Origin of the sequence: Ktedonosporobacter rubrisoli (genome assembly GCF_004208415.1) — a bacterium.
Taxonomy (GTDB): domain Bacteria; phylum Chloroflexota; class Ktedonobacteria; order Ktedonobacterales; family Ktedonobacteraceae; genus Ktedonosporobacter; species Ktedonosporobacter rubrisoli.
Map to the genome: position 1 here is coordinate 2,234,146 of NZ_CP035758.1, position 19,559 is coordinate 2,253,704.

At 54.6% G+C, this 19,559-nt stretch carries 16 protein-coding genes; 12 read left to right on the plus strand and 4 right to left on the minus strand.

All coding sequences use genetic code 11. The annotated features are described in order from the left end of the window. Nucleotides 1-7: 7 nt before the first annotated feature. Together EPA93_RS10275 and EPA93_RS10280 are read right to left on the minus strand one after the other, a co-directional pair. Nucleotides 8-1,432, minus strand: coding sequence for a sensor histidine kinase (locus tag EPA93_RS10275; RefSeq protein WP_129887096.1), 1,425 nt, complete (start codon nt 1,430-1,432; stop codon nt 8-10). Further along, nucleotides 1,429-2,130 (minus strand): response regulator transcription factor, encoded by a 702-nt coding sequence (locus tag EPA93_RS10280; RefSeq protein WP_129887098.1) that lies wholly within the window; start codon nt 2,128-2,130, stop codon nt 1,429-1,431. The genes EPA93_RS10275 and EPA93_RS10280 overlap by 4 nt, the downstream gene beginning before the upstream one ends. A gap of 392 nt (nt 2,131-2,522) precedes the next feature. Between EPA93_RS10280 and EPA93_RS10285 the strand changes: the two genes are divergently transcribed. From EPA93_RS10285 to phnC, 3 genes are all read left to right on the plus strand, one after another. After that, complete coding sequence (locus EPA93_RS10285; RefSeq protein ID WP_129887100.1) at nt 2,523-3,944, plus strand: glycosyltransferase; 1,422 nt, start codon at nt 2,523-2,525, stop codon at nt 3,942-3,944. A gap of 140 nt (nt 3,945-4,084) precedes the next feature. Continuing rightward, a complete protein-coding gene (locus tag EPA93_RS10290) occupies nt 4,085-6,274 on the plus strand; it encodes an ArnT family glycosyltransferase (RefSeq protein WP_129887102.1) in 2,190 nt (729 codons plus the stop codon). 417 nt (nt 6,275-6,691) lie between these two features. Then, a complete protein-coding gene (phnC, locus tag EPA93_RS10295) occupies nt 6,692-7,480 on the plus strand; it encodes a phosphonate ABC transporter ATP-binding protein (protein WP_129887103.1) in 789 nt (262 codons plus the stop codon). Here the strand turns inward: phnC and phnD are convergent. Then, the gene (gene phnD / locus EPA93_RS10300; RefSeq protein WP_129887105.1) at nt 7,462-9,147 is read right to left on the minus strand and encodes a phosphate/phosphite/phosphonate ABC transporter substrate-binding protein; all 1,686 of its coding nucleotides are present in this window, start codon (nt 9,145-9,147) and stop codon (nt 7,462-7,464) included. The two genes, phnC and phnD, sit on opposite strands and share 19 nt — an antisense overlap. Before the next feature lie 570 nt (nt 9,148-9,717). On the opposite strand from phnD, the gene phnE reads away from it, so the two are divergent. From phnE to EPA93_RS10345, 9 genes are all read left to right on the plus strand, one after another. Continuing rightward, a complete protein-coding gene (gene phnE / locus EPA93_RS10305) occupies nt 9,718-10,968 on the plus strand; it encodes a phosphonate ABC transporter, permease protein PhnE (protein ID WP_242527366.1) in 1,251 nt (416 codons plus the stop codon). Between the two features lie 53 nt (nt 10,969-11,021). Continuing rightward, nucleotides 11,022-11,954 (plus strand): phosphate/phosphite/phosphonate ABC transporter substrate-binding protein, encoded by a 933-nt coding sequence (locus tag EPA93_RS10310; protein ID WP_242527367.1) that lies wholly within the window; start codon nt 11,022-11,024, stop codon nt 11,952-11,954. Between the two features lie 67 nt (nt 11,955-12,021). Further along, nucleotides 12,022-12,438, plus strand: coding sequence for a phosphonate C-P lyase system protein PhnG (gene phnG, locus EPA93_RS10315; protein WP_129887107.1), 417 nt, complete (start codon nt 12,022-12,024; stop codon nt 12,436-12,438). A 27-nt stretch (nt 12,439-12,465) separates the two neighbouring features. Then, nucleotides 12,466-13,275: a phosphonate C-P lyase system protein PhnH gene (phnH, locus tag EPA93_RS10320; protein ID WP_165423010.1), complete on the plus strand. Its 810-nt coding sequence runs from the start codon at nt 12,466-12,468 to the stop codon at nt 13,273-13,275. Between the two features lie 8 nt (nt 13,276-13,283). Beyond that, on the plus strand, nt 13,284-14,513 hold the full coding sequence (locus EPA93_RS10325) for a carbon-phosphorus lyase complex subunit (protein WP_129887111.1): 1,230 nt from the start codon (nt 13,284-13,286) through the stop codon (nt 14,511-14,513). Nucleotides 14,514-14,519: 6 nt separating this feature from the next. After that, on the plus strand, nt 14,520-15,479 hold the full coding sequence (locus EPA93_RS10330; RefSeq protein ID WP_129887113.1) for an alpha-D-ribose 1-methylphosphonate 5-phosphate C-P-lyase PhnJ: 960 nt from the start codon (nt 14,520-14,522) through the stop codon (nt 15,477-15,479). Further along, nucleotides 15,476-16,366, plus strand: coding sequence for an ATP-binding cassette domain-containing protein (locus tag EPA93_RS10335; RefSeq protein ID WP_129887115.1), 891 nt, complete (start codon nt 15,476-15,478; stop codon nt 16,364-16,366). The genes EPA93_RS10330 and EPA93_RS10335 overlap by 4 nt, the downstream gene beginning before the upstream one ends. Nucleotides 16,367-16,477: 111 nt before the next feature. Next, a complete protein-coding gene (locus EPA93_RS10340) occupies nt 16,478-17,185 on the plus strand; it encodes a phosphonate C-P lyase system protein PhnL (protein WP_129887117.1) in 708 nt (235 codons plus the stop codon). Next, nucleotides 17,182-18,372, plus strand: coding sequence for an alpha-D-ribose 1-methylphosphonate 5-triphosphate diphosphatase (locus EPA93_RS10345; protein WP_129887119.1), 1,191 nt, complete (start codon nt 17,182-17,184; stop codon nt 18,370-18,372). Before EPA93_RS10340 ends, EPA93_RS10345 begins: the two co-directional genes overlap by 4 nt. Nucleotides 18,373-18,519: 147 nt before the next feature. On the opposite strand, the gene EPA93_RS10350 is transcribed toward EPA93_RS10345, so the two are convergent. Beyond that, a complete protein-coding gene (locus tag EPA93_RS10350) occupies nt 18,520-19,503 on the minus strand; it encodes a CPBP family glutamic-type intramembrane protease (RefSeq protein WP_129887121.1) in 984 nt (327 codons plus the stop codon). Between the last annotated feature and the right edge of the window lie 56 nt (nt 19,504-19,559).

The following is a 19,559-nucleotide window of genomic DNA, read 5'->3' on the forward strand; positions in this document are numbered from 1 at the left end:
TGCCAGCTCACGGCACTCTTTCGGGCAGGCTGGCAGTATGCTCAGGCAGCGCTTGCTTATTCCCAATAGCAATGCGCCGGGCCAGAGGAAGCGTAATAGCAACGGTTGTGCCCTCGCCGGGGACACTTGTCAGGGTGAGTGTGCCGCCATGTGCCGTAACGATGCTGCGCGCAATAGAGAGCCCCAGGCCCGTACCGCCAGCCTCGCGCGAGCGTGCTTTATCTACGCGATAGAAGCGCTCGCCGAGATGAGGCAGGTGATCGGCAGTGATCCCGATGCCCGTATCGCTCACTTTCAACAAGGCCTGGTCCTGTTCCTCGGTTGTAGATATGCTGACCTTGCCACGGGGCCGATTGTACTTGATGGCGTTATCCAGCAAGGCAAGGATGGCCTGTCCCAACAACGTCTGATCCCCGATTACCTGCGGCCTGGCGGCGATTTCCGTTTGTATGCTCACTTTGCGCTGTTCGGCCAGGGCTTGCACGCGTCGTATGCCGGCCTGCGCCACATCGGCGAGATTAAGGACTTCGTGCTCGCGGTGCGCCGCGTTGCTATCCAGGCGAGCCAGCGTAAGCATATTGTTGGCAAGATTTGCCATATGATTGGCTTCGGCAACGATATCCTCAAGCAGCATGGCGTCTTCAGCCTCCAGCTTCTTGCGGCTGCGCAAGAGCACTTCTGCGTCCGCGCGGAGCAGCGTGAGCGGGGTGCGTAGTTCGTGCGAGGCATCGGCGATAAAACGTTGCTGATTGGTCCAGGCCAGACGTGCCGGCTCTAGCGCGCGATGGGCCAAAAAGAGTCCGCCCAGGCCGGCGCCAAGCAAGGTCACTCCACCCACACCGAGCAAAAGGAATAGGAGTGCGGAGAGCGCGGTTTCCTGGGGCTCAATTGACTCGCCAATAACGATCACGCCCTGTATCCCGCTGCCAATGGGATTGGGGACGACCTGGGCGTAGCGATAAATGTGGCCTATTGGGCTGCCAGCATCAACTATATCGCTGGCTGTGCCTGTCTTTAAAGCCGCCCGGGCAGCCGAGTTGGTGAGAAAGGCTAAGGGGAGCCTGAGCGTAGTGTTAGCGGGCAGAAGCTGCCCGTTTTGATCGAAGCAGGCAACCATATAAGGCGCCGATGGGGCTGACGTTTCTGGCGGCGGAGCAAAGGATGAGCAGGCTCGTTCCGGTGAGATCACGAGCCATTGATTGACGCGCCCGTGCGCTCGTATAGCCGCCTCGCCCTCGACAGGAGCTGGCAAGATATGCTGAGCCCCAACATACAGAAAGACGCCAAACAGTATCAGCGCTGCGCCTAGCACACCGCAATACCACAGCGTTAAGCGCACGCGCAGGCCTTGAAACAGAGCCGCACCTGGCTGCCGTGCGAAGCGACTCTTTCTCTGCCGGCCAGGCCACCGGCTAAGCCTTTCCATGTTCATAGACCTGTCCTCGTGTTCTCTCTGCGGGCTTCAATCTTATAACCTATGCCGCGCACTGTCTTGATTAACGGATATGAGAAGTTCTGATCTATCTTATCGCGCAGATAGTGAATGTAGATATCCACAACGTTCGAGAGCGCTTCTAGATCGTATTTCCAGACTGCATCGATGATTTGCGTGCGTGTGAGAGCCTGGCCTGGATGGCGCATTAAGTACTCAAGAAGCGCATATTCTTTGGCAGTCAATTCGATGATCTGGCCTGCTCGGCTGGCCTCGTGGCGTACCAGGTCAAGCGTAAGATCGCCAACGTTAAGCTGATACGTCTCGTCGAAATGTCGGTCACGGCGCCGCAGTAGCGCGTTGATACGAGCCAGAAGTTCCTCCATAGCAAAGGGCTTGACCAGATAATCATCGGCTCCTACGTTAAGGCCTGTGACGCGATCTTCAACCGCGCTGCGCGCTGTGAGCATCAGAACTGGCGTCATGATGTGCTCGGCGCGCATCTGCCGGCATAGCTCAAGCCCGTCGAGGCCGGGTAACATTACATCCAGAAGCACAACATCATAAGTATCGCTGAGAGCCAGATCAAGTCCGCTTTGCCCATCATAGGCCAGATCAACTGTATAGCGCTCTTCCAGCAGCACCCGCCGCAAAAGATAGGCCAGGCGCTGTTCATCCTCTACCACAAGAATATGCAAGGCTCCACTCCTTTTCCCAGGCGGGATACAGACAGGCTTCCATACGTCTCAACTTCCTGCTCATCTAAGCAATATGGAAATGAGATAACTACCTTCTGAATAATTTTATTACCTCTATTATGGCAAATCTAGGCCAGCATAGCACGCTTTTATTGAAATTGCATTGAAATTAGATGAGAAGATTCACATTTTCTTCCCATCTAATTCCAATCCGGCAGGGCTATGCTGGCCTCTGTATACATGAGAAATTACACATTTTCTTCCAATATATTTCTCATCGTCTGCTGTTACCCTGAGAAACACCAGGTATGTCTATATATACCTGGTGTGCCTGCAATAACTGGTTACAGGCTTGATACGGGTCAGAAGTCGTTTGGAGAGGATGAATATTCGTGATAGAAACTTCACAACGTCATTCTAGCAATTCAACCGCGAGCAATAACATTACGCGCCCATTAGCTAAAGAGCCCATCACTCCTCCTCAAAATATCCCTGAGCGGCCTTCCTGGCTGCAACGGGTTGTGCGTTTTGGCGTAGTTGGCGGCGTGAACACGCTTGTAGATTTACTGATCTTGAACTTCCTGTTGTTCATGTTCCCTACCAGGAACGCTTTTATGCTCCTTGCCTATAATTCTCTTGCCTACGCGCTGGGAGCTATCAATAGCTTTTGGCTCAATAAGTATTGGACCTTTGGACATAAGCAAGGTCAACTACATAGAGAACTGCCGCGTTTTGCCATAACAACGCTCTGTGGGATTGTTTGGAGCAATTGTATCATCTGGCTGGCCAGCAATGCTTTGCATCCCTTGCTGCTCAACGCGACAGTATGGGCCAATACTTCAAAAATAGTCGCTATTGCCGGTACAGCTTGCATTTCCTACCTGGGCATGCAGTTGTGGGTATTCGTCAATCATAAATCCCACACTAAACATCTGCTCACGGAGGCCAGTATAGACAGGTCCAATCCGCTCTCTAGCGAGCCTCAAGCTCTGTTTGCCATGACCCACGAAGTCAGCCATGAAGACAAAGTGTCGGATGTACAGGAAGACGAGTTTATGCTGTCTCATGTGCCAGGACTTTCCGTCGTGCTGCCAGCTTACAACGAAGAGCAGGTTATCGCTACAACGCTCCTGGATGTCCTCAAGACCTTGACGCTGTGGGGCCTTGATTTTGAGGTGCTGGTTGTCAACGATGGCAGCGTAGACCGTACTGGCAATATTGTTGCTGAGCTGGCGCGGGAGCATCCCCGGGTTCGCTTGATCACGCACGAGACCAATCAAGGCTATGGTGCGGCGCTAGTGAGCGGCTTTCAAGCTGCGACAAAAGCGTTGACCTTTTTTATGGATTCCGATGGGCAGTTCGATATTCGCGAGTTGCGCCAATTTTTTCCTTTTCTGAAGAGCTACGATGCGGTGCTTGGCTATCGCATCGCCAGACAGGATACCTGGATGCGCAAGCTAAATGCCTGGGGCTGGAAATGCCTGATCGGTTGGGTATTAGGCCTGCATGTGCGGGATATAGATTGCGCCTTTAAGCTCTTGCGCACTGAGTTCCTGCAGCGCTACCCGTTGCAGACGCGTGGGGCAATGATCAATGCGGAACTTCTCTATCGCTTGAGGCGCGCTGGCTATACCTATTGGGAGGTTGGCGTGCATCATCTGCCGCGCCGGGCTGGGCGCGCCACTGGTGCGCAATTGCAGGTAATCTTGCGGGCACTAAGCGAGCTGTTTGTCTATGCACGCATATGGCGCAGGGAGGAACAGGCGCAGGCGTTGGCGAAGCCGAAAAGTCTCTCAACGCAAAAGCGGGCCTGAGAGCTAACAAGATTGGAAGATTCTCATAAATTTCCAATCAAAAATCAATTTTAAGGACCTAAGATGGTAGCGCTTAGGAGCAAGTATAAGGGGTTTGATGAAGACTGCAATGAAACTTATAACCATAATGAGGAGAAATTATGGCTGAAACAATAAAGACGTTTCCTCTAACTGAGCCAGAGAATGGGCCTGAGCCGCAGGCGCTTGTCCCCTCACAAAGCTGGCAGCGCCTTGCTCTGGCGGGCGTGTTGCTCATCTCATTATTCATGAATTTCTTCCAGCTAGGCTTGAACGGCTTTGCCAACCCCTACTACGCGGCTGGCGTCAAGAGTATGCTGGATAGCTGGCATAACTTTTTCTTCGTTTCCTTTGATCCAGGTGGCTTTGTCACGCTTGATAAGCCGGCGTTGGGCTTCTGGCTGCAAGCCGCTAGTGCGAAGCTGTTAGGTTTCTCGCCTTTCAGTGTCTACCTGCCCCAGGCCCTGGCCGGTGTGCTCTCTGTGCTCGTGCTCTATCATCTTGTGCGCCGCCACTTTGGCGTTGTGGCAGCTTTGTTGGCCGCGTTGGCCCTGGCTTTGAGCCCTATCAGTGTGGTGACAAGTCGAAATAATACGATTGATAGCACGTTGGTGCTGGTAGTTTTGCTGGGCGCCTGGGCAGTTCTGCGCGCTGCCGAGACGGGGCGCTTGCGCTGGTTGCTGCTGGCGGCGGTAGCGGTTGGGCTTGGCTTTAATGTTAAGATGTCGGAAGCCTATCTGGTGGTGCCTGCTTATGGATTGCTCTACCTGCTGGCAGCTCCATTAAGCCTCTGGAAGCGTATCGGACACCTGGCTCTGGCCAGTGTGCTCCTGCTCGTCATCTCGCTCTCCTGGGTTCTGGCTGTTGATATCACGCCTGCCGCGCAGCGTCCCTACGTTGGATCAACGCAGAACAATTCGGAACTGAGCCTGGCCATTGGCTATAACGGAATTGATAGGCTGCTTGGCATGTTTGGGCGTGGCGCTGCACGCAATAATGCCCATCCTGCTGAGCGCTCCACAGCTAGTAATGGGAATGGACAATTGACAGCCGGCTCGCCAGCTGTGATGAGTGGGGCTGCCCGGGATAGTAGAGACAATATGGCACCGCCCATGGGCGGTGGAGGTTTTTTTGGAACCGGTACGCCTGGTCCGTTGCGCCTCTTTACTGAGCCAATGGCCAGCCAGACAGCCTGGCTCCTGCCTCTAGCCATTCTAGGTATGCTTGCCCTGGCCTGGCAACGTCGCCCACGCCCACAGCAAGACAGGCAGCAGCAATCCTTGATCTTGTGGGGGATGTGGTTACTGACCACTGGGATCTTCTTTAGCGTAGCTGGTTTCTTTCACCAATATTACCTGACCATGATGGCTCCGCCCATTGCCGCGCTTGCTGGTATCGGACTGGTGATGATGTGGCGAGATTATCGGCGCGCTGGCTGGAAGGGTTGGTTGCTACCGCTTGCCTTGCTTGCTACGCTGGCTGAGCAGATCTATATTCTGCTCAATTATCCAACCTGGGGGCGCTGGCTCATTCCAGCCTTGATTGTCCTCGGCGTGGTAGGAATTGGCGGCCTGCTGCTCTTGCGCCCTGCCGGAGAAGAGCGCCCGACCGGCTATCGACGGCGTTTCGTTAGGCCCACGTTTTGCCTGGGTATCCTTGCCTTGCTGCTGGTCCCGGCTGTATGGACGGCAATACCTGTCTTTCAAAACACTGAATCCCAGATGCCCGCAGCTGGCCCGACAAATTTTGGCGGTTTTGGCAACATAATGGGTCCCGCTGGCAATAACTCAAGCGCCTTGCGCAATGAACGCACCAGTGCTACGCGAGATTTTAATCTATCTGGTCGCCGTAACGATGCGCTGGGAGCGGATACACAGCTTGTGCGCTACCTGGAAGCCAGGCAGGGCAGCACAAAATTTCTGCTTGCCACACCAAGCTCTATGACTGCCGATAGCCTCATCTTGACAACAAATAAGCCTGTGATGGCGCTGGGTGGCTTCAGCGGTGGCGATCCCATTTTGACGACAAGCAAGCTAGAGAATCTTATCAACGATGGAACTGTGCGCTTCTTTCTGCTTAACGTGCCGCAAACTCAGCAGAGCGCAGACAGCAAAAGTGAAAATTCCTCTGCTCGTGCGCAATTCTCGGGAGTTGGCGGCTTTATGGGCGGCAGGCAAAACGCGCTGACAAATTGGGTCATGCAGCGTTGCTCAGCCGTACCGAGCAGTCAGTGGCAGTCTCCTGCAAGCGCGGGAAGCAGTGGCGCTGTTCCCTTTGGGCGCAATCAGTTGTACGATTGCGCGGCCCATTGATAGTGCTGCGAATATTGTTCCTGGAAGCAACATCAGGGCAGCATTGCGCTCTACGAAAAAGCTAGCATCACATGGTCATGGTATGTGCTGGGCAAGTATCAGGTATGGAGAATTTGGGGGTCTGAGCTTAACACAGGTTTAAAGCGAGGGCAACAACACCTTAATACCGGCGAGCTATACTACCTGCGTGGATTTTTATGCCTGGTGTCCTTGAAGGCAGATGAAGGAGTCCATAAAACATATGGGCTGCTTCATCTGTTGTATAAGCGCCCATCTGTTCGAATAATGCGACGATATGATGAAACTATGCTTATGTAGGGATACGCGAACAGGCGAGAGTGAGGGATGAAGCAAGCATATATGATCGGTACTCCTTTGCTCTACTAAAAGTATTGCCAAGCATAGAGAGGTAGTAATGTGAGTAATCAGACTTCACTCGAAGTGAGCGGCGTCTCGAAAATATATCCAAACGGCTATGAAGCCCTGGCTGACGTCAGCTTTAATATGCAGCAGGGCGAGTTTATCTGTATCATTGGACGCAGTGGCGCGGGCAAATCTACCCTACTGCGCTGTATAAACGGCCTGCATCCTGTTACGCGTGGCAGCATACGCATTCAGGGAACAGAGATAACAAGCCTGCCCGATGAGGAGAAGCTGGCCATACGCCGACGCATCGGCTTTATTTTTCAGGAATTCAATCTGGTGGGTCGCCTCAGCGTCATGCATAATGTCCTGAGCGGGCGCCTGGGATATATGAATGGCTTTCACTCTGTAATTGGCTATTTTAGCCAGGAGCATCGTCAGAAAGCGCTTGAATGCCTGGGCCGCGTCCATATGCTGCATCGGGCTACTTATCGCGCCGACAATATCTCAGGTGGTGAGAAGCAGCGCGTAGCGATCGCCCGAGCTCTGGCTCAGGAGCCTCTCCTCTTGCTGGCTGACGAGCCAGTGGCCAGCCTTGATCCTGATCTCACCTGGGGTATTATGGAGGACCTGCGCAGTGTCGCGCGCGAGGAGCATGTGCCGACGCTCGTCAATATTCATGATCTGGAGACGGCAAAGGCCTTTGCTGATCGCATTATCGGGATTGCGCGGGGACGTATTCTCTATGATGGCCCACCCAGCGGCCTGACAACCGAACTTCTACGCGAAATCTATCGCAGTGACGATCCCAACCGACGCTCACGCTACGAACTGGTCTCATGATTGGCCTGCACCCAGAAGCATACATCGGCATCATCGTCGGTACTGGCTAGATTGAGCATTTTGAGCAGGCGCCCGGCCACTAGCTTACCCAGGGCCTGGCCGTCATAAGCCAGGCTGGGCAGGCCGGCGCTTTGTGCTATCAAACTATTGCCATAGCCTAGCACCAGCTGAGCTCCCTGGCGGCGCTTGAGCATTCGTTGCAGGCGCAGGGCCGTTACATCATCGCTACAGAAGAAGGCTGTGGAAGGCGTGGCTTGCTGTAAGCGCTCATCCAACCAGCCTGCGGAGAGCTCAGAGGCCTCGCCGAAGGAACAGGCAGCTCCGCCAAGCTGGCTCCATTTGCGCCGGGCGGCAGTTGGTTCAAGGAGGGAGCTCGGCCCTACAATCAGCTCAATATGCCGTTGGCCCTGAGCGCTCAGCCATTGCCAGCCGGCCAGCAAGCCTTCTTCCAGTAAGTCCTGTTCTAGCAATACGGTAGGGTGTCCACTGCGCATAAGCTCAAGTACCTGCGGATCGAGGGCATGCCATTGGGTCAAAAACAGGCCTTCAAAACGGCTGTTGGCCAGCATTTCAAAATAGGCTCGTTCGTGCGCCGGTTGCTCTTTGCCAGCCGTACAGATCAGAAGATGCAAGTGGGCAGCGCTGAGCCTGGCTTGCATGCCGTCTACGATTTCGTTAAGGCCGGGATAACTCAGCGAGGGCAAGAGCAGACCGATCAAGTCGCCCTGGGGTTTATGCAGGCGGCGGGCATTAATATTGGGACGATAGCCCAACTCTTCGACAAGCTTAAGGATGCGGGCCGTGGTTTGCGGCGCTATGCGCCCATTCCCGTTGATCGCGCGCGAAACCGTGGCATAGCTTACTCCCGCTAGCTCGGCCACCGTCTTAAGCGTCATTTCGCGCTGCACTGCGGGGATAAAGCGCTGATCGGGGAGCATCAGCAGGCGCGTATATTCCTGATCCACAAGATGCAACTGTTCAAGAGCCTGAAGCAGCTTGCGCTCTATGCCGCGGGCTAGACCGGGGCGTACCACGATAGGACCCCTTGAGAGTAGGGGCGAGGCGGCAAGGACGCGCAAGCGCGTCGGCTCCTGCTGGCTATAGCTCAAATATTCGCTTTCCATAATCGCCCCGGCAGCAACCTCACCGCTAAGCACTGCCTCGGCGACGGCGCGATGATTGTGCAAAAAGCGCGGCAGGATATCTGCCTCTGGATCGATTCCCGCCTGTTGAAGCAGGAAGGTGGCGACAAGATAGCCTGTGGTAGAGCCAGGATCGACAAAGCCAAAGCTCTGACCTTTGAGCTGAGTTAGATGAGTGTTCTCGCTATCGGCACGCGTAATAATCAAGCTGCGATAAGGTGGGGCATGCGCTTCACGCGGGTCAGCTTTATCTACAGGATTGGCCAGGGCGCGCACTCCCAGCCGGGCTTGAGCGAGGGCAAAGGCATATGGGCCTAGCTTGGCGGCATCGATGGTTCCACGTTTGAGGCCGGCCAGTGTCTCTTCGTAGTTGTGGTTGACAACAATGTGTACGGGCAGGCCCATGGCGGCACTCAGGTGTTCCTCTAGTTGTTTTCTGGCCTCATGTGGCCATTCAATCTCCCAGCTGACCGCCGAATCCGCGGCAATAACGAGTGCTTCTGGAGGCTCAATATTCTGGCTCATGTTCTACCGTCAAGATCCTCTAGCTTTTTTTGCATTATAGCATATAGTTTTGACCCGCTATTCTGCCTGACCCAACTGCCTGAAATTCCATGATGCCAGGAAGGCTAGAGCCGGCATAAAAGATCCATATTAAATACATGTTAAATATATAATAAATATGAATTACAGAAATTTAAAGTAAAATGCGTTGACAAGAGCCCCTAAAATCAGCTACAACTGAAGTGCGTAAAGCTTTACGCAACCGAACATACATCTGGGACAGGCGTAGGAAAACTTTTCAGCCCTTATTTGAGCTCCAGATTGCAAGTCTGGCAGTATGAAGAGCCTGCAAAAAGAGATGTGCCAGTATCGGAAGTATGTTTAAATAATCTATGAATTTATTTTATTGTTTATATAAATTACGTATATTTAACTTTTAAATTATTGAGTATTAACATAGTATAAATACACTAGAAGAGATAGAGCAAGTTTGAGATCCTGTGCTCTGGTCAAGGGCAAATGAGGGGTGGAAGAACAGGAACAGAGGTGAGCCGGAGCGAAGTCATCCACATCTTGAGAATGGAGTTGAACGTGTCAATTCAGGAGAAAGATAGGGCCGCGTTAGCCGACTTGAAAAAGGAAGCTAATCATGAGCAGCCCGAGCAGAGGAAGGGCTCATTTTTCCGGCGCCCTGAACGTGATCTGTCCAGGCCCTTTGCTATGCCATACTGGCCTCTGGTTCTGCCAGTTCTCCTCTGCGCTATTATCATGGCCCTCCTGGGTACACATATGATCGATCTGGGGACAATTGCGGTATCCTTGACGTTAAGTTTCAACGTCAATATCGCTGTAGCTGCTCTCATCCTGCTGGGAGGAGCGATCAGCCTTGTGCCCAGAGCCATCAAAAATCCGCAGACCTTGCGTAGCTCGAACACCATTATTTCCTTTGTGGTGGTGGCCCTCGTGGCTGTATTCTTTGCTACGCGTCTGGCGGATCTGGGTACCTTCGTCTATACCCTGGAGCTGCTGGATATCAATGTTATCGTGATCTTGCTATTGATGATCGGGCTGGTTGTCCTGGCCTTGCGAGGCAGCCAGTTGGCAGGCGCTGTGGTCATCCTGCTCTTCCTGGCCTGGGGCTTAAGCGTGAAAGGCTTTGGCCTCTCTACCTTTAGCGATCTCTTCCAGAGCGAGAGTGGTATCCGTCTGCTCAGAACGCTTATGCCGCCGCGCTGGAGCTATTTCAGTCATGTGACAGATGCGCTCTTTCTGACCATTCAGACGGCGGTGGCCGCGACGATCATCGGTATTGTCGGTGCGCTCCCTTTAAGCATTCTTGCCGCGCGCAATACGACGCCTCACCCGGTCATGTATAACACTATACGTCTTATTGTGAACACAATTAGATCGGTGCCAGCCCTGGTCATTGCCCTGCTCTTTATTCCCTTTGTCGGCCTGGGACCAGCCGCCGGTATTATGGGTTTGGGCGTACACTCGATCTCGGTTCTGACCAAGCTCTATGCCGAGTCCTTCGAGTCAGTCAAGCCGCAGCCGCTAGAGGCCTTGCGCGCCGTTGGCGCTAACGGGCTAAAGACTTTTTGCTGGGGGGTATTCCCACAGGGCTTTCCAGTAGTGGCCAGCTACTCTATTTATACCTGGGAATCCAATCTGCGCGACGCCACGGTTGTGGCCTTCGTTGGCGGCGGTGGCATCGGCTTCCTGCTGCAATCGAACCTGTCTTTGCTTGACTATCAAAACGTCTCAGTTTTGCTGATTGTGCTTATCGTCACTGTTGCTCTGCTGGACCGGCTCAGTGATTTCGTACGCTCGAAAATCATTTAGCCCGTTTCGGTAAAGAGTATATTTCGTGTTTTAAGGATATAGGAAAAAACGCAATGATCCGTTTACGCCATCAATCGAAACCGCTATATATGCGCGCTACAGCTCTGCTGTTGCTGCTCTTAACCCTGACCCTGGCGGCTTGTGGCAGTTCAGCCGCTGGCTCGCCCGCTGAGGCCAGTAACTGCACTCCCAAGATCAGCTTAAAGCAATTGACGCTGGGTATTATTCCTGCCGAGAATGCCACCAAAGTTGCCGACTCTACTAAGGGCTTTGCCGATGCTGTCTCTAAGAAACTGTGCGTTCCGGTGCAAGTGTTTGTGGGTACGAACTATACGGCAACTATTGAGGCCCTGGCGAGCAAGAAAGTCGATGTGGCCTGGTTTGGTCCCTTTAGCTATGTGCTGGCTGCTGACAAATATAATGCGCAGGCCATCCTTATGCAGCTCTCCAGCTCCGGCCAGGATCACTACTTTAGCTACATCGTTACGACGCCCAAAACTGGCATTAAGAGCGTTGCTGATCTCAAGGGTCACGGCTTTTCTTTTGTCGATCCGGCCTCGACCAGCGGCAATCTCGTTCCGCGCTATACCATGGTCAAGAATGGCCTTGATCCCGACAAGGATGTAAAGGGCACCTTTGCTGGTGGGCATGATGCCTCGCTGCTGGCTGTGTTGAGCGGCAAAGTTGATGCCGGCGCGGTAGCCAGCGATACCTATAACGAGTTCCTCAAACAGGGCAAGTTCAAGGATGGTGAATTGACAATCGTGGGCAAGAGCGATGCGCTTCCTGAAGGGCCGCTGGCTGTAGACAAGGGCATGAAGCAGAGCGATAAGGATGCCATCCGTGACGCCTTTGTCTCGATCAAAGATAAGGCTGTGCTCAACGATTATGTTGGCCAGGGTTTTGTAGCAACCGATGACTCAAAGTTTAACAGTATTCGCGATATTGCCAAAACCTTGAAGCTGAATTTGAACAAGCTATCTTAGCTGCCAGGTTGAGTGCTGGCCGCAAAAGCCGGCACTCAGCTATAGATGATCGATAGGAATTGAGAAGATGAATCAGTACCATATATTGGCAAATTGCCCCGAAGAGCAGGCCTGCCAGCTTGCTACTGACGTCCTGCAGAGCTATAGGACGAGTCAGGTCAAGTTGCTGAGCGGCCCCCGTCAGGGATTGGTGATGCTCAAGGTGCGCGAGACAGTGGCTGATAGCCAGTTTTATGCAGGCGAGGTTCTGGTGACCGAGGTCAAGCTAGAGCTGGATGGACAGTTTGGCTTTGGCATGGTTATCGGTGATAGCCCACGACATGCCATGGCCGTGGCGCTGGTTGATGCGGCTCTGCGCAAAGGTGGCCTTCTGGCGGCGGACCTTAGCGACAAGCTGGGACAGTTGCGGGCGGAGTTAGAGCGTTCGCGACAGCAGCTTTATCAGCGCGTGAGCTCCAGCAAGGTAAATTTTGAGCTGATGTAAGGGTGCCTATTTTGAAAGGAGGAGTTGGTGAGCGTACAGGTAGCAGCCTGGCATGACCGGCAACAGCGATATATTCATTATAGTACAGGCGTATTTCGGCAGTTGCTCGACTGTCTGGCCCGACCCGGTAAACTCAATCGCCTGGAAGATCCTATCTTCCTCGACGATCTGCCTACCTATTATTCGGCCCGGCGGCAAGCCCAGGTTCCGTTCAATCGCTATGCGCTGGGCGCCCTGATGACCCTGCTGGACGGCGAGGTAAGTTTTACCCTGGCCGCCGATGGGCACTGGTTGAGTGAGAGCGATGCGGCGGTGTACTGGCTGGCTTTGCGGACTGGTTCGCATAGTGCGGCAGCCAGCGAGGCGACTTTTGCCCTCTTCTGCGATGGGAAAAGCGGCGGCTTGCTCCGTGAGCTTTCGCTGGGAACTCTGTTGGAGCCCGAGCTGAGCGCGACGGCTATCTATTGTGTGGAGCGCCTGGCCGATGAGCGCGAGCAGCTTTCTGGTCCTGAGGTGATAAGTTGCGCGCTGCGCGGACCCGGCATTCCCGACCTGCGCAGACTGCAGATATCCGGCCTGGAAGCGCACGAGCTTGAGCTTATAAAGGCGACGCGCGGCGTCCAACAGTCAAGCATACAGGAACAGAGCAGTGAGCCTTTAGCCCTGGAGATTGGGCAGGACAATGAGCAGGCAAGGACCCTCTCGGCAGATGAGGCAAGCGACAAGAAGGAGTCGGACAGCTCAGGTGATTTTGCCCTGGGGGTCGATGTCTATCTGATTGACGCGACAGGGCTGTGTGTTGGCTTGCCGCGCACGACCCGGCTGGTGAAAGGATAAATTGGAATATGAGTTATGTTGCCGCCAAGGGCGGGACGCAAGCCGTCCTGAACTCTGAGCAGCTCATTGAGTATTTTCGTCTACAGGGAGAGAGCGAGCCGCTAAAAGTGCGCCAGGTCCAGGAGCAGATGCGCCATGCCGTGGATCGCTCGATGAGCGAAGGGGCTTTGTACGCGCCAGAACTCGCTTCCCTGGCGCTCAAACAGAGCGAAGGTGATACGCTCGAAGCCAGCTTCCTCTTGCGCGCCTATCGTTCAACTTTGCCGCGTGTGGCCTGTAGCCTGCCCGTAGAGGGAGCGCAGATGCGCACCTTGCGCCGCGTCTCGGCGACCTTTAAAGATATTCCAGGCGGGCAGATGCTCGGCCCTTCACGCGACTATCAGCTCCGCTTGCTCAATACCAACCTTCGTACGGAAGCTGATGAGCAGCGACAGCAGTTTCTTGCCCAATTTGGCGAATTGTTTCCTGAGCAGGAAGCGCAGGATGAGGAGGAAGGCATCTTCCCTAAAGTTGTGGAGAGCATGCGCGCTCAGGGTATCCTGGCCGAGCCACCAGCCCAGGAGCAAAGCGAGGCCCAGGCTGAGCCTTACGACGTTACGCGCAAAGCTATTAGCTTTCCCGCACCAAGAAGTGCGCGCCTGCAAATTCTGGCGCGTGGCGAGGTGGGCAGTCTATTGGCCCTGGCCTATAGCGTCGTGCGCGGCTATGGCGACGTCCATCCTACGTTGGGAGAGCTGCGCTTTGGCTACCTACCCGTCGCGGTGGCTCATCCCTTAACTGGCGAAGCTGTGGAAATCGGCGAGATTCTGGCCACCGAATGCGAAATGGTCTCGAAAGTGCATACCAGCGATGATGAGGAGGCCATTCGCGAGCACAAAAATGTGCCGCCAAAGTTTGGTCTGGGCTATGGCTTTTGCTTTGGCCATAGCGAGGTAAAGGCTATGAGCATGGCCATTCTTGATCGCTCGGTGAGTGCGGCCAAAAGTGGCAAGCAGATGGGCAAGGAGGGCCCGGCCTCGGATGAAGAGTTTGTACTGCAGCACGTTGATGGGATCGAGGCTGGCGGCTTTATTGCCCACTTTAAACTGCCGCACTATGTAACATTCCAGGCCGATATCAGTGTGCTCGAACGTGCGCGTGCGCACCAGGCTGAGCGCTTTGCCGAAAAGGTCCGCAAGCGCCAGCAGATCGAAGAGCAGCAGGCTCTCTTTGAGCAGGCCCTGGATAAGAAGGAATAAGCACGTATGACACAGGATGCAATCGATACGCTTCTAACCGAGCTCAACGGTACCGAGCCGACTAACGCTGATCTACAAACTACGCAGCATGATCCACTCTACAACTTTGGTTTTATCGATGAGGATTCGAAGCGCGAGGTGCGCCGCAAGCTGCTCAAAGCTGTGGCCATTCCCGGACACCAGATCCCCTTTGCCAGCCGCGATCTCCCGATTGCGCGTGGCTGGGGTACCGGCGGACTCCAGGTGACCCTTGCTCTGGTCGAGCCGGAGGACGTAATTAAGGTGATCGATCAGGGGGATGATGATAGCGTCAACGCCGTGAACTTGCGCCGCCTCATTGGCAAGACGACAGGCGTTAACTTCACTACCGATACCACTGAGGCTTCAATCATTCAATCGCGCCATCGCGTGCCTGAGGAAACTTTGCGCGCTGATCAGATCCTTGTCCTGCAAGTTCCGATGGTCGATCCTTTGCGCGTCGTTGAGCCTGCCATCGAGCGGGCGACCGAGATGCATGCCGAGGCAGATTATGGGCAGATGTGGGTCTATATGTATGAGAGCGTCGTGCGCTCGGGCGATTTCAATATTGCCTCGCAATATCCGGTGATGGTCGAGGAGCGCTACCTGATGGATACCACACCCATTCCGCGCTACGACGTGCCGCGCTTACACATGGCCGAGACGCTCTATCTGTTCGGGGCCGGACGTGAGAAGCGCGTCTATGCAGTGCCGCCCTATACACGGGTTGCTCCGCTGGAATTCGAAGACTATCCTTTCAGGACCGAACATAATCCCGCGCAAGCGTGCGAGCGCTGTGGCGCCAACGATACGTTCCTGACCAGCCATTATGTTGAGGAAGCGGCGGGAAGTGGCCACTGGGCTTATTTCTGCTCCGATACCAGCTATTGTCAGAAGCGCCTGGCGGCAAGGAAAAATGCTCCCGCCACGGAGGCAAGAGAAAAATGAACACATTGAATCAGCATGACCTTGCTCAGGTAGAGAGCGTGCCCAGGCAAGCAATTTTGCAAGGAAGCAATATCAGCAAGCGTTATGGGTCGGGCTGCCCCTACTGTCCGGCGCTCACCGGACCCGAGCACAATACCAGTCAGTGTCCCGTGTGCGGGACCGTCACGGCTTGCAGCGGGATCAACTTTTCAATTGAGCAGGGCGAAGTTCTGGGCCTGGTTGGCGAGAGCGGCAGCGGCAAAAGCACGCTTATGCAGGCAGTCAATCTCAGCCTGGCCGTAGACAGCGGCGAGCTCTGGTATCGCGAACCGCAGCAGCCTACGGGCGCCCCCATTGATCTGTTCACGCTTGATAAATATGCGCGCCGTCTCTTTCGCAACCAGCGCCTGGGCATTGTGCATCAGCGCCCCGAACTTGGCCTCAATATGCGTTTCACAGTTGGTGGCAACGTCGCGGAAAAGCTCTTGCTGGCCGGTTGGCGGCATGTCGGGCATATTCGCGAACGCGCTAGCGAGCTCATGGAGCTGACCGAGCTACCCATCGAGCGCATAGACGATGATCCGCGCACCTTTAGTGGTGGCATGCTCCAACGCGTGCAGATCTCCAAGGCTCTGGCCAGCAATCCCAGCGTGCTTTTGCTTGACGAGGTGACCAGCGGGCTCGATCTTTCCGTGCAGGCGCGCGTCCTCGACGTCATCAAGCGTATCCAGTGGGAACTACAGGTAACTATGCTTGTTGTCTCGCACGATCTTGGCGTGATCAAGCAGCTTGCGCGCCGCACCATGGTCATGAAGAATGGCCACGTCGTCGAGAGCGGCCTGACCGATCAGATCCTTGAAGATCCCCAGCACCCCTACACGCAGTTGCTCGTCTCGTCGGCTCTATGAGGCGCTTTATTGCTGACTGAGCTAATCTATTCGGAACGTGAGGAGACCGAAATGCAAAGGGGTGGGTCTCCATCAGCTTTCTATTCGCGATCCGTATAAGGAACGGAAATTATGCATACACAACAGCCTATCCTGGAAGTACGCGACCTTGAGAAGTATTTCCGCCTGCACGTCCTTGACGGTCGGAAGATAGAGCCCTTTCACGGCATCTCTTTCGAGGTTCAGCGCGGCAAGCTTTTTCTGGTCAGCGGCAGAAGCGGCGTTGGCAAGACGACGATTCTCAAGTGCATCTATCGCACCTACCTGAGCACAGGCGGGTCCATATGGTACGATTCGCAACTATTTGGACGTATCAATATGGTGGAGGCGCAAGAGGATCAGGTCGTGCGCCTACGTGAGCATGAACTGGGCTATTGCTCACAATTTCTCAAGGTTTTGCCTCGCGTCTCGGCTCTTGATGTGACTGCTGAGCCGCTGCTCAAGCATGGAATGAAGCGCCAGGATGCGCAGGACGAGGCCGCGCGCTGGCTGCGCCGCCTGGGTATTGAAGAGAGTCGCTGGCAGGCCAGCCCGCTTACTTTTAGCGGCGGTGAGCAACAGCGCGTTAATCTTGCGCGAGCCTTTATCGCTGCCCCACGTTTGCTTCTCCTGGATGAGCCAACCGCCAGCCTTGATGCTGGCTCGAAGTCTATTGTTCTGGAGATTATCAAGGAAGCTAAGGACTCCGGAGTAACCATTGTGACCGTGACCCACGATACCGCAGCCTTGCTGGCTCTTGTCGATGACAGCTATATCTTAGAGCGAGAAGATGCCGCATGAAGACCTTGATCCACAATGCCACTCTTGTTCTGCCTGAGCGCCTGCTGGAAAATGGCTGGCTCTTGCTTGAAGATGAGCGTATTCTTGCTCTGGGCGAGCAGGACAGTTGTCCGCTTCTGGAGCAGAACGCGCTTGATGCTGAAGGGCAATTGCTCTTGCCTGGACTCATCGATCTGCATTGTGATGCCATCGAGAAACTGGTTGAGCCGCGTCCAGGCGTGGATTTTGATCTGGAGCTGGCTCTGCGTGAGGCTGACTGGCGCCTGGCCGGCTGTGGGATTACCACTGAATTCCACGCGGTAACCCTTGATGATCACGAATTTGGTGTGCGCTCAGAGGGATTTGTGCGCGATCTTAGCCTGGCCATTCGCAATAAGGCAGATCTCTGCGTGCGCCATCGCCTGCATGCGCGCCTCGAATTGAGCAGCCAGCGTGGCTATGCCGTCGTGGCCGAACTTGTAGCGCAGCGCGAGGCTGATCTGATCTCGCTGATGGATCATAGCCCCGGCCAGGGACAATATGCCAACGTGGAGGCCTATCGTGATTATGTGGCGCGAACCACAAATAGGAGCCAGGCTGAGATTGATGCCTTCATTGCCCTCAAGCTTGCCCGCGCCTCCGAGATTCCCGAGCGCCTGGAGGCGGCTGCGTGCCTGGTACGCGAGGCGGGTCTGGCTCTGGCTACCCACGACGATGATACTGCCACCCGTGTAAAGCGCTGGCCCGCGCTGGGCGTAAGCATGAGCGAGTTTCCCACCACCATGGAGGCAGCGCAGGCGGCTCACGACCTTGGCCTGATTGTATGCATGGGTGCGCCCAATGTCTTGCGCGGCAAATCCAGCGGTGGCAATCTCAGCGCCCTGAGCGCTATTCAGGCCGGCGTCACCGATGCCCTGAGCTCCGACTACTATCCAGGAGCTATGTTAGCTGCAGTGTTCAGGCTCGTGCAGCTAGAAATGCTCTCGCTGCCGGAAGCCGTGAAACTGGTCACGCTCAATCCGGCGCGCGCGGTAGGTATGGATGCGGAATATGGCTCGTTGGAGCCGGGTAAGCTTGCCGACGTGATAGTTGTTGGCTTGAATCAGCGAGGCTTGCCGCGGGTACGCAATCTATTTGTCGGTGGGCGCGCCTGCGTTAGCACACATCACCGGTCTGTGGCGCTTCCAATTGCGGCAGGACAAAACTAAGCTTTCTTTTCCTGCTTTTCGGACTGTCGAGCGAGAAGGGGTCGGATGAAATGTTGCGCATCCGGCCCCTTTCTCTCTTTCACCTGCTATTATTGAGTCAACCAGCTTTTCCAATGCCACGCGTAGAGCAGATGGGAAGACTAGCTATCACTTGCTCAATTCGGCGGTCTCGGGGAGGCGCGCTTGCCAGTTGATACGGCGTATGCGCAAAGCGATAAAAAGTAATACCACGAGAGTAAGCACGAAGTAGCCTATCTCGGGGATATCAACGAGGACGTGGAAACGTTCTACGCCATTGAACAGGGGAATGAGCGCAATCTGGAAAAGCGTTTTGTGTGGGGTAATCACCATTATTGGAAACTCAATGGCGAACAGGTGCAGGCCGATGCCCATCCATAGATTGCTCGTATTGAGCACGCATAGTTGCAGGATGCCACCAAAGAGGGCAATCGCCAGCAGATAGAGCGCAATGATGCCAGGTGGGTAGGGGAAGGGCTGCCCTTGCACCGCTGTGCTGAAAGCTGCAAAACCTGTAAGAAGGGCGCAAAAAAGGGTGAAGCAACCTACCTGTGCCAGCGCGGCGAGCCATCGCGGCAAGCCCATATTCAAAGTAGAGTAGAGATAACCGCGCATGGCGATCTCTTCACAGAACGGCTCGTCAATAAGCCTGGGGATCATATCGATTAGCAAGGCCAGGAAGAAGATGGGAGTGGGGTTGAAGGAGAGGATATGCATCCAGCCCAGCGCGACAAAGCTGCCATAGCCAAGGGCGGCCGTAATGGAGATCAGAAGCACGCCGCGTAAGGCAAAGGGCAACCCGCTGCGCAGGGGGATCAAACCAATCTGGCGCCAGCCACGCCAGGGTCGCTTGTCCACATAGCGCCAGAAGAGGTAGGTGGCGAGCAGAACCAGGGTCAAATGAAGCAAAACATCGAAGGGTAATATGATAAGATCCATGATATGGAGCTTGAGGTAGAGGAAATTCTGTAAGAAGAAATGGATAAAGCTGTAGATCAGTGCCTGAATCAAGGTGTAAAGGAGGGCGCGCCAGAGGAGGCGAAGGCAGCCATCAGCTCCTTTAAAGAGACCAGGGCGATGCCTGCTTGGTAGCGAGTGAATAGATGCGTACATGCTTGTTTTCTCATTTCCTTTGATACTTTCCACATGTTGTCCCGTCGAGGAGACGA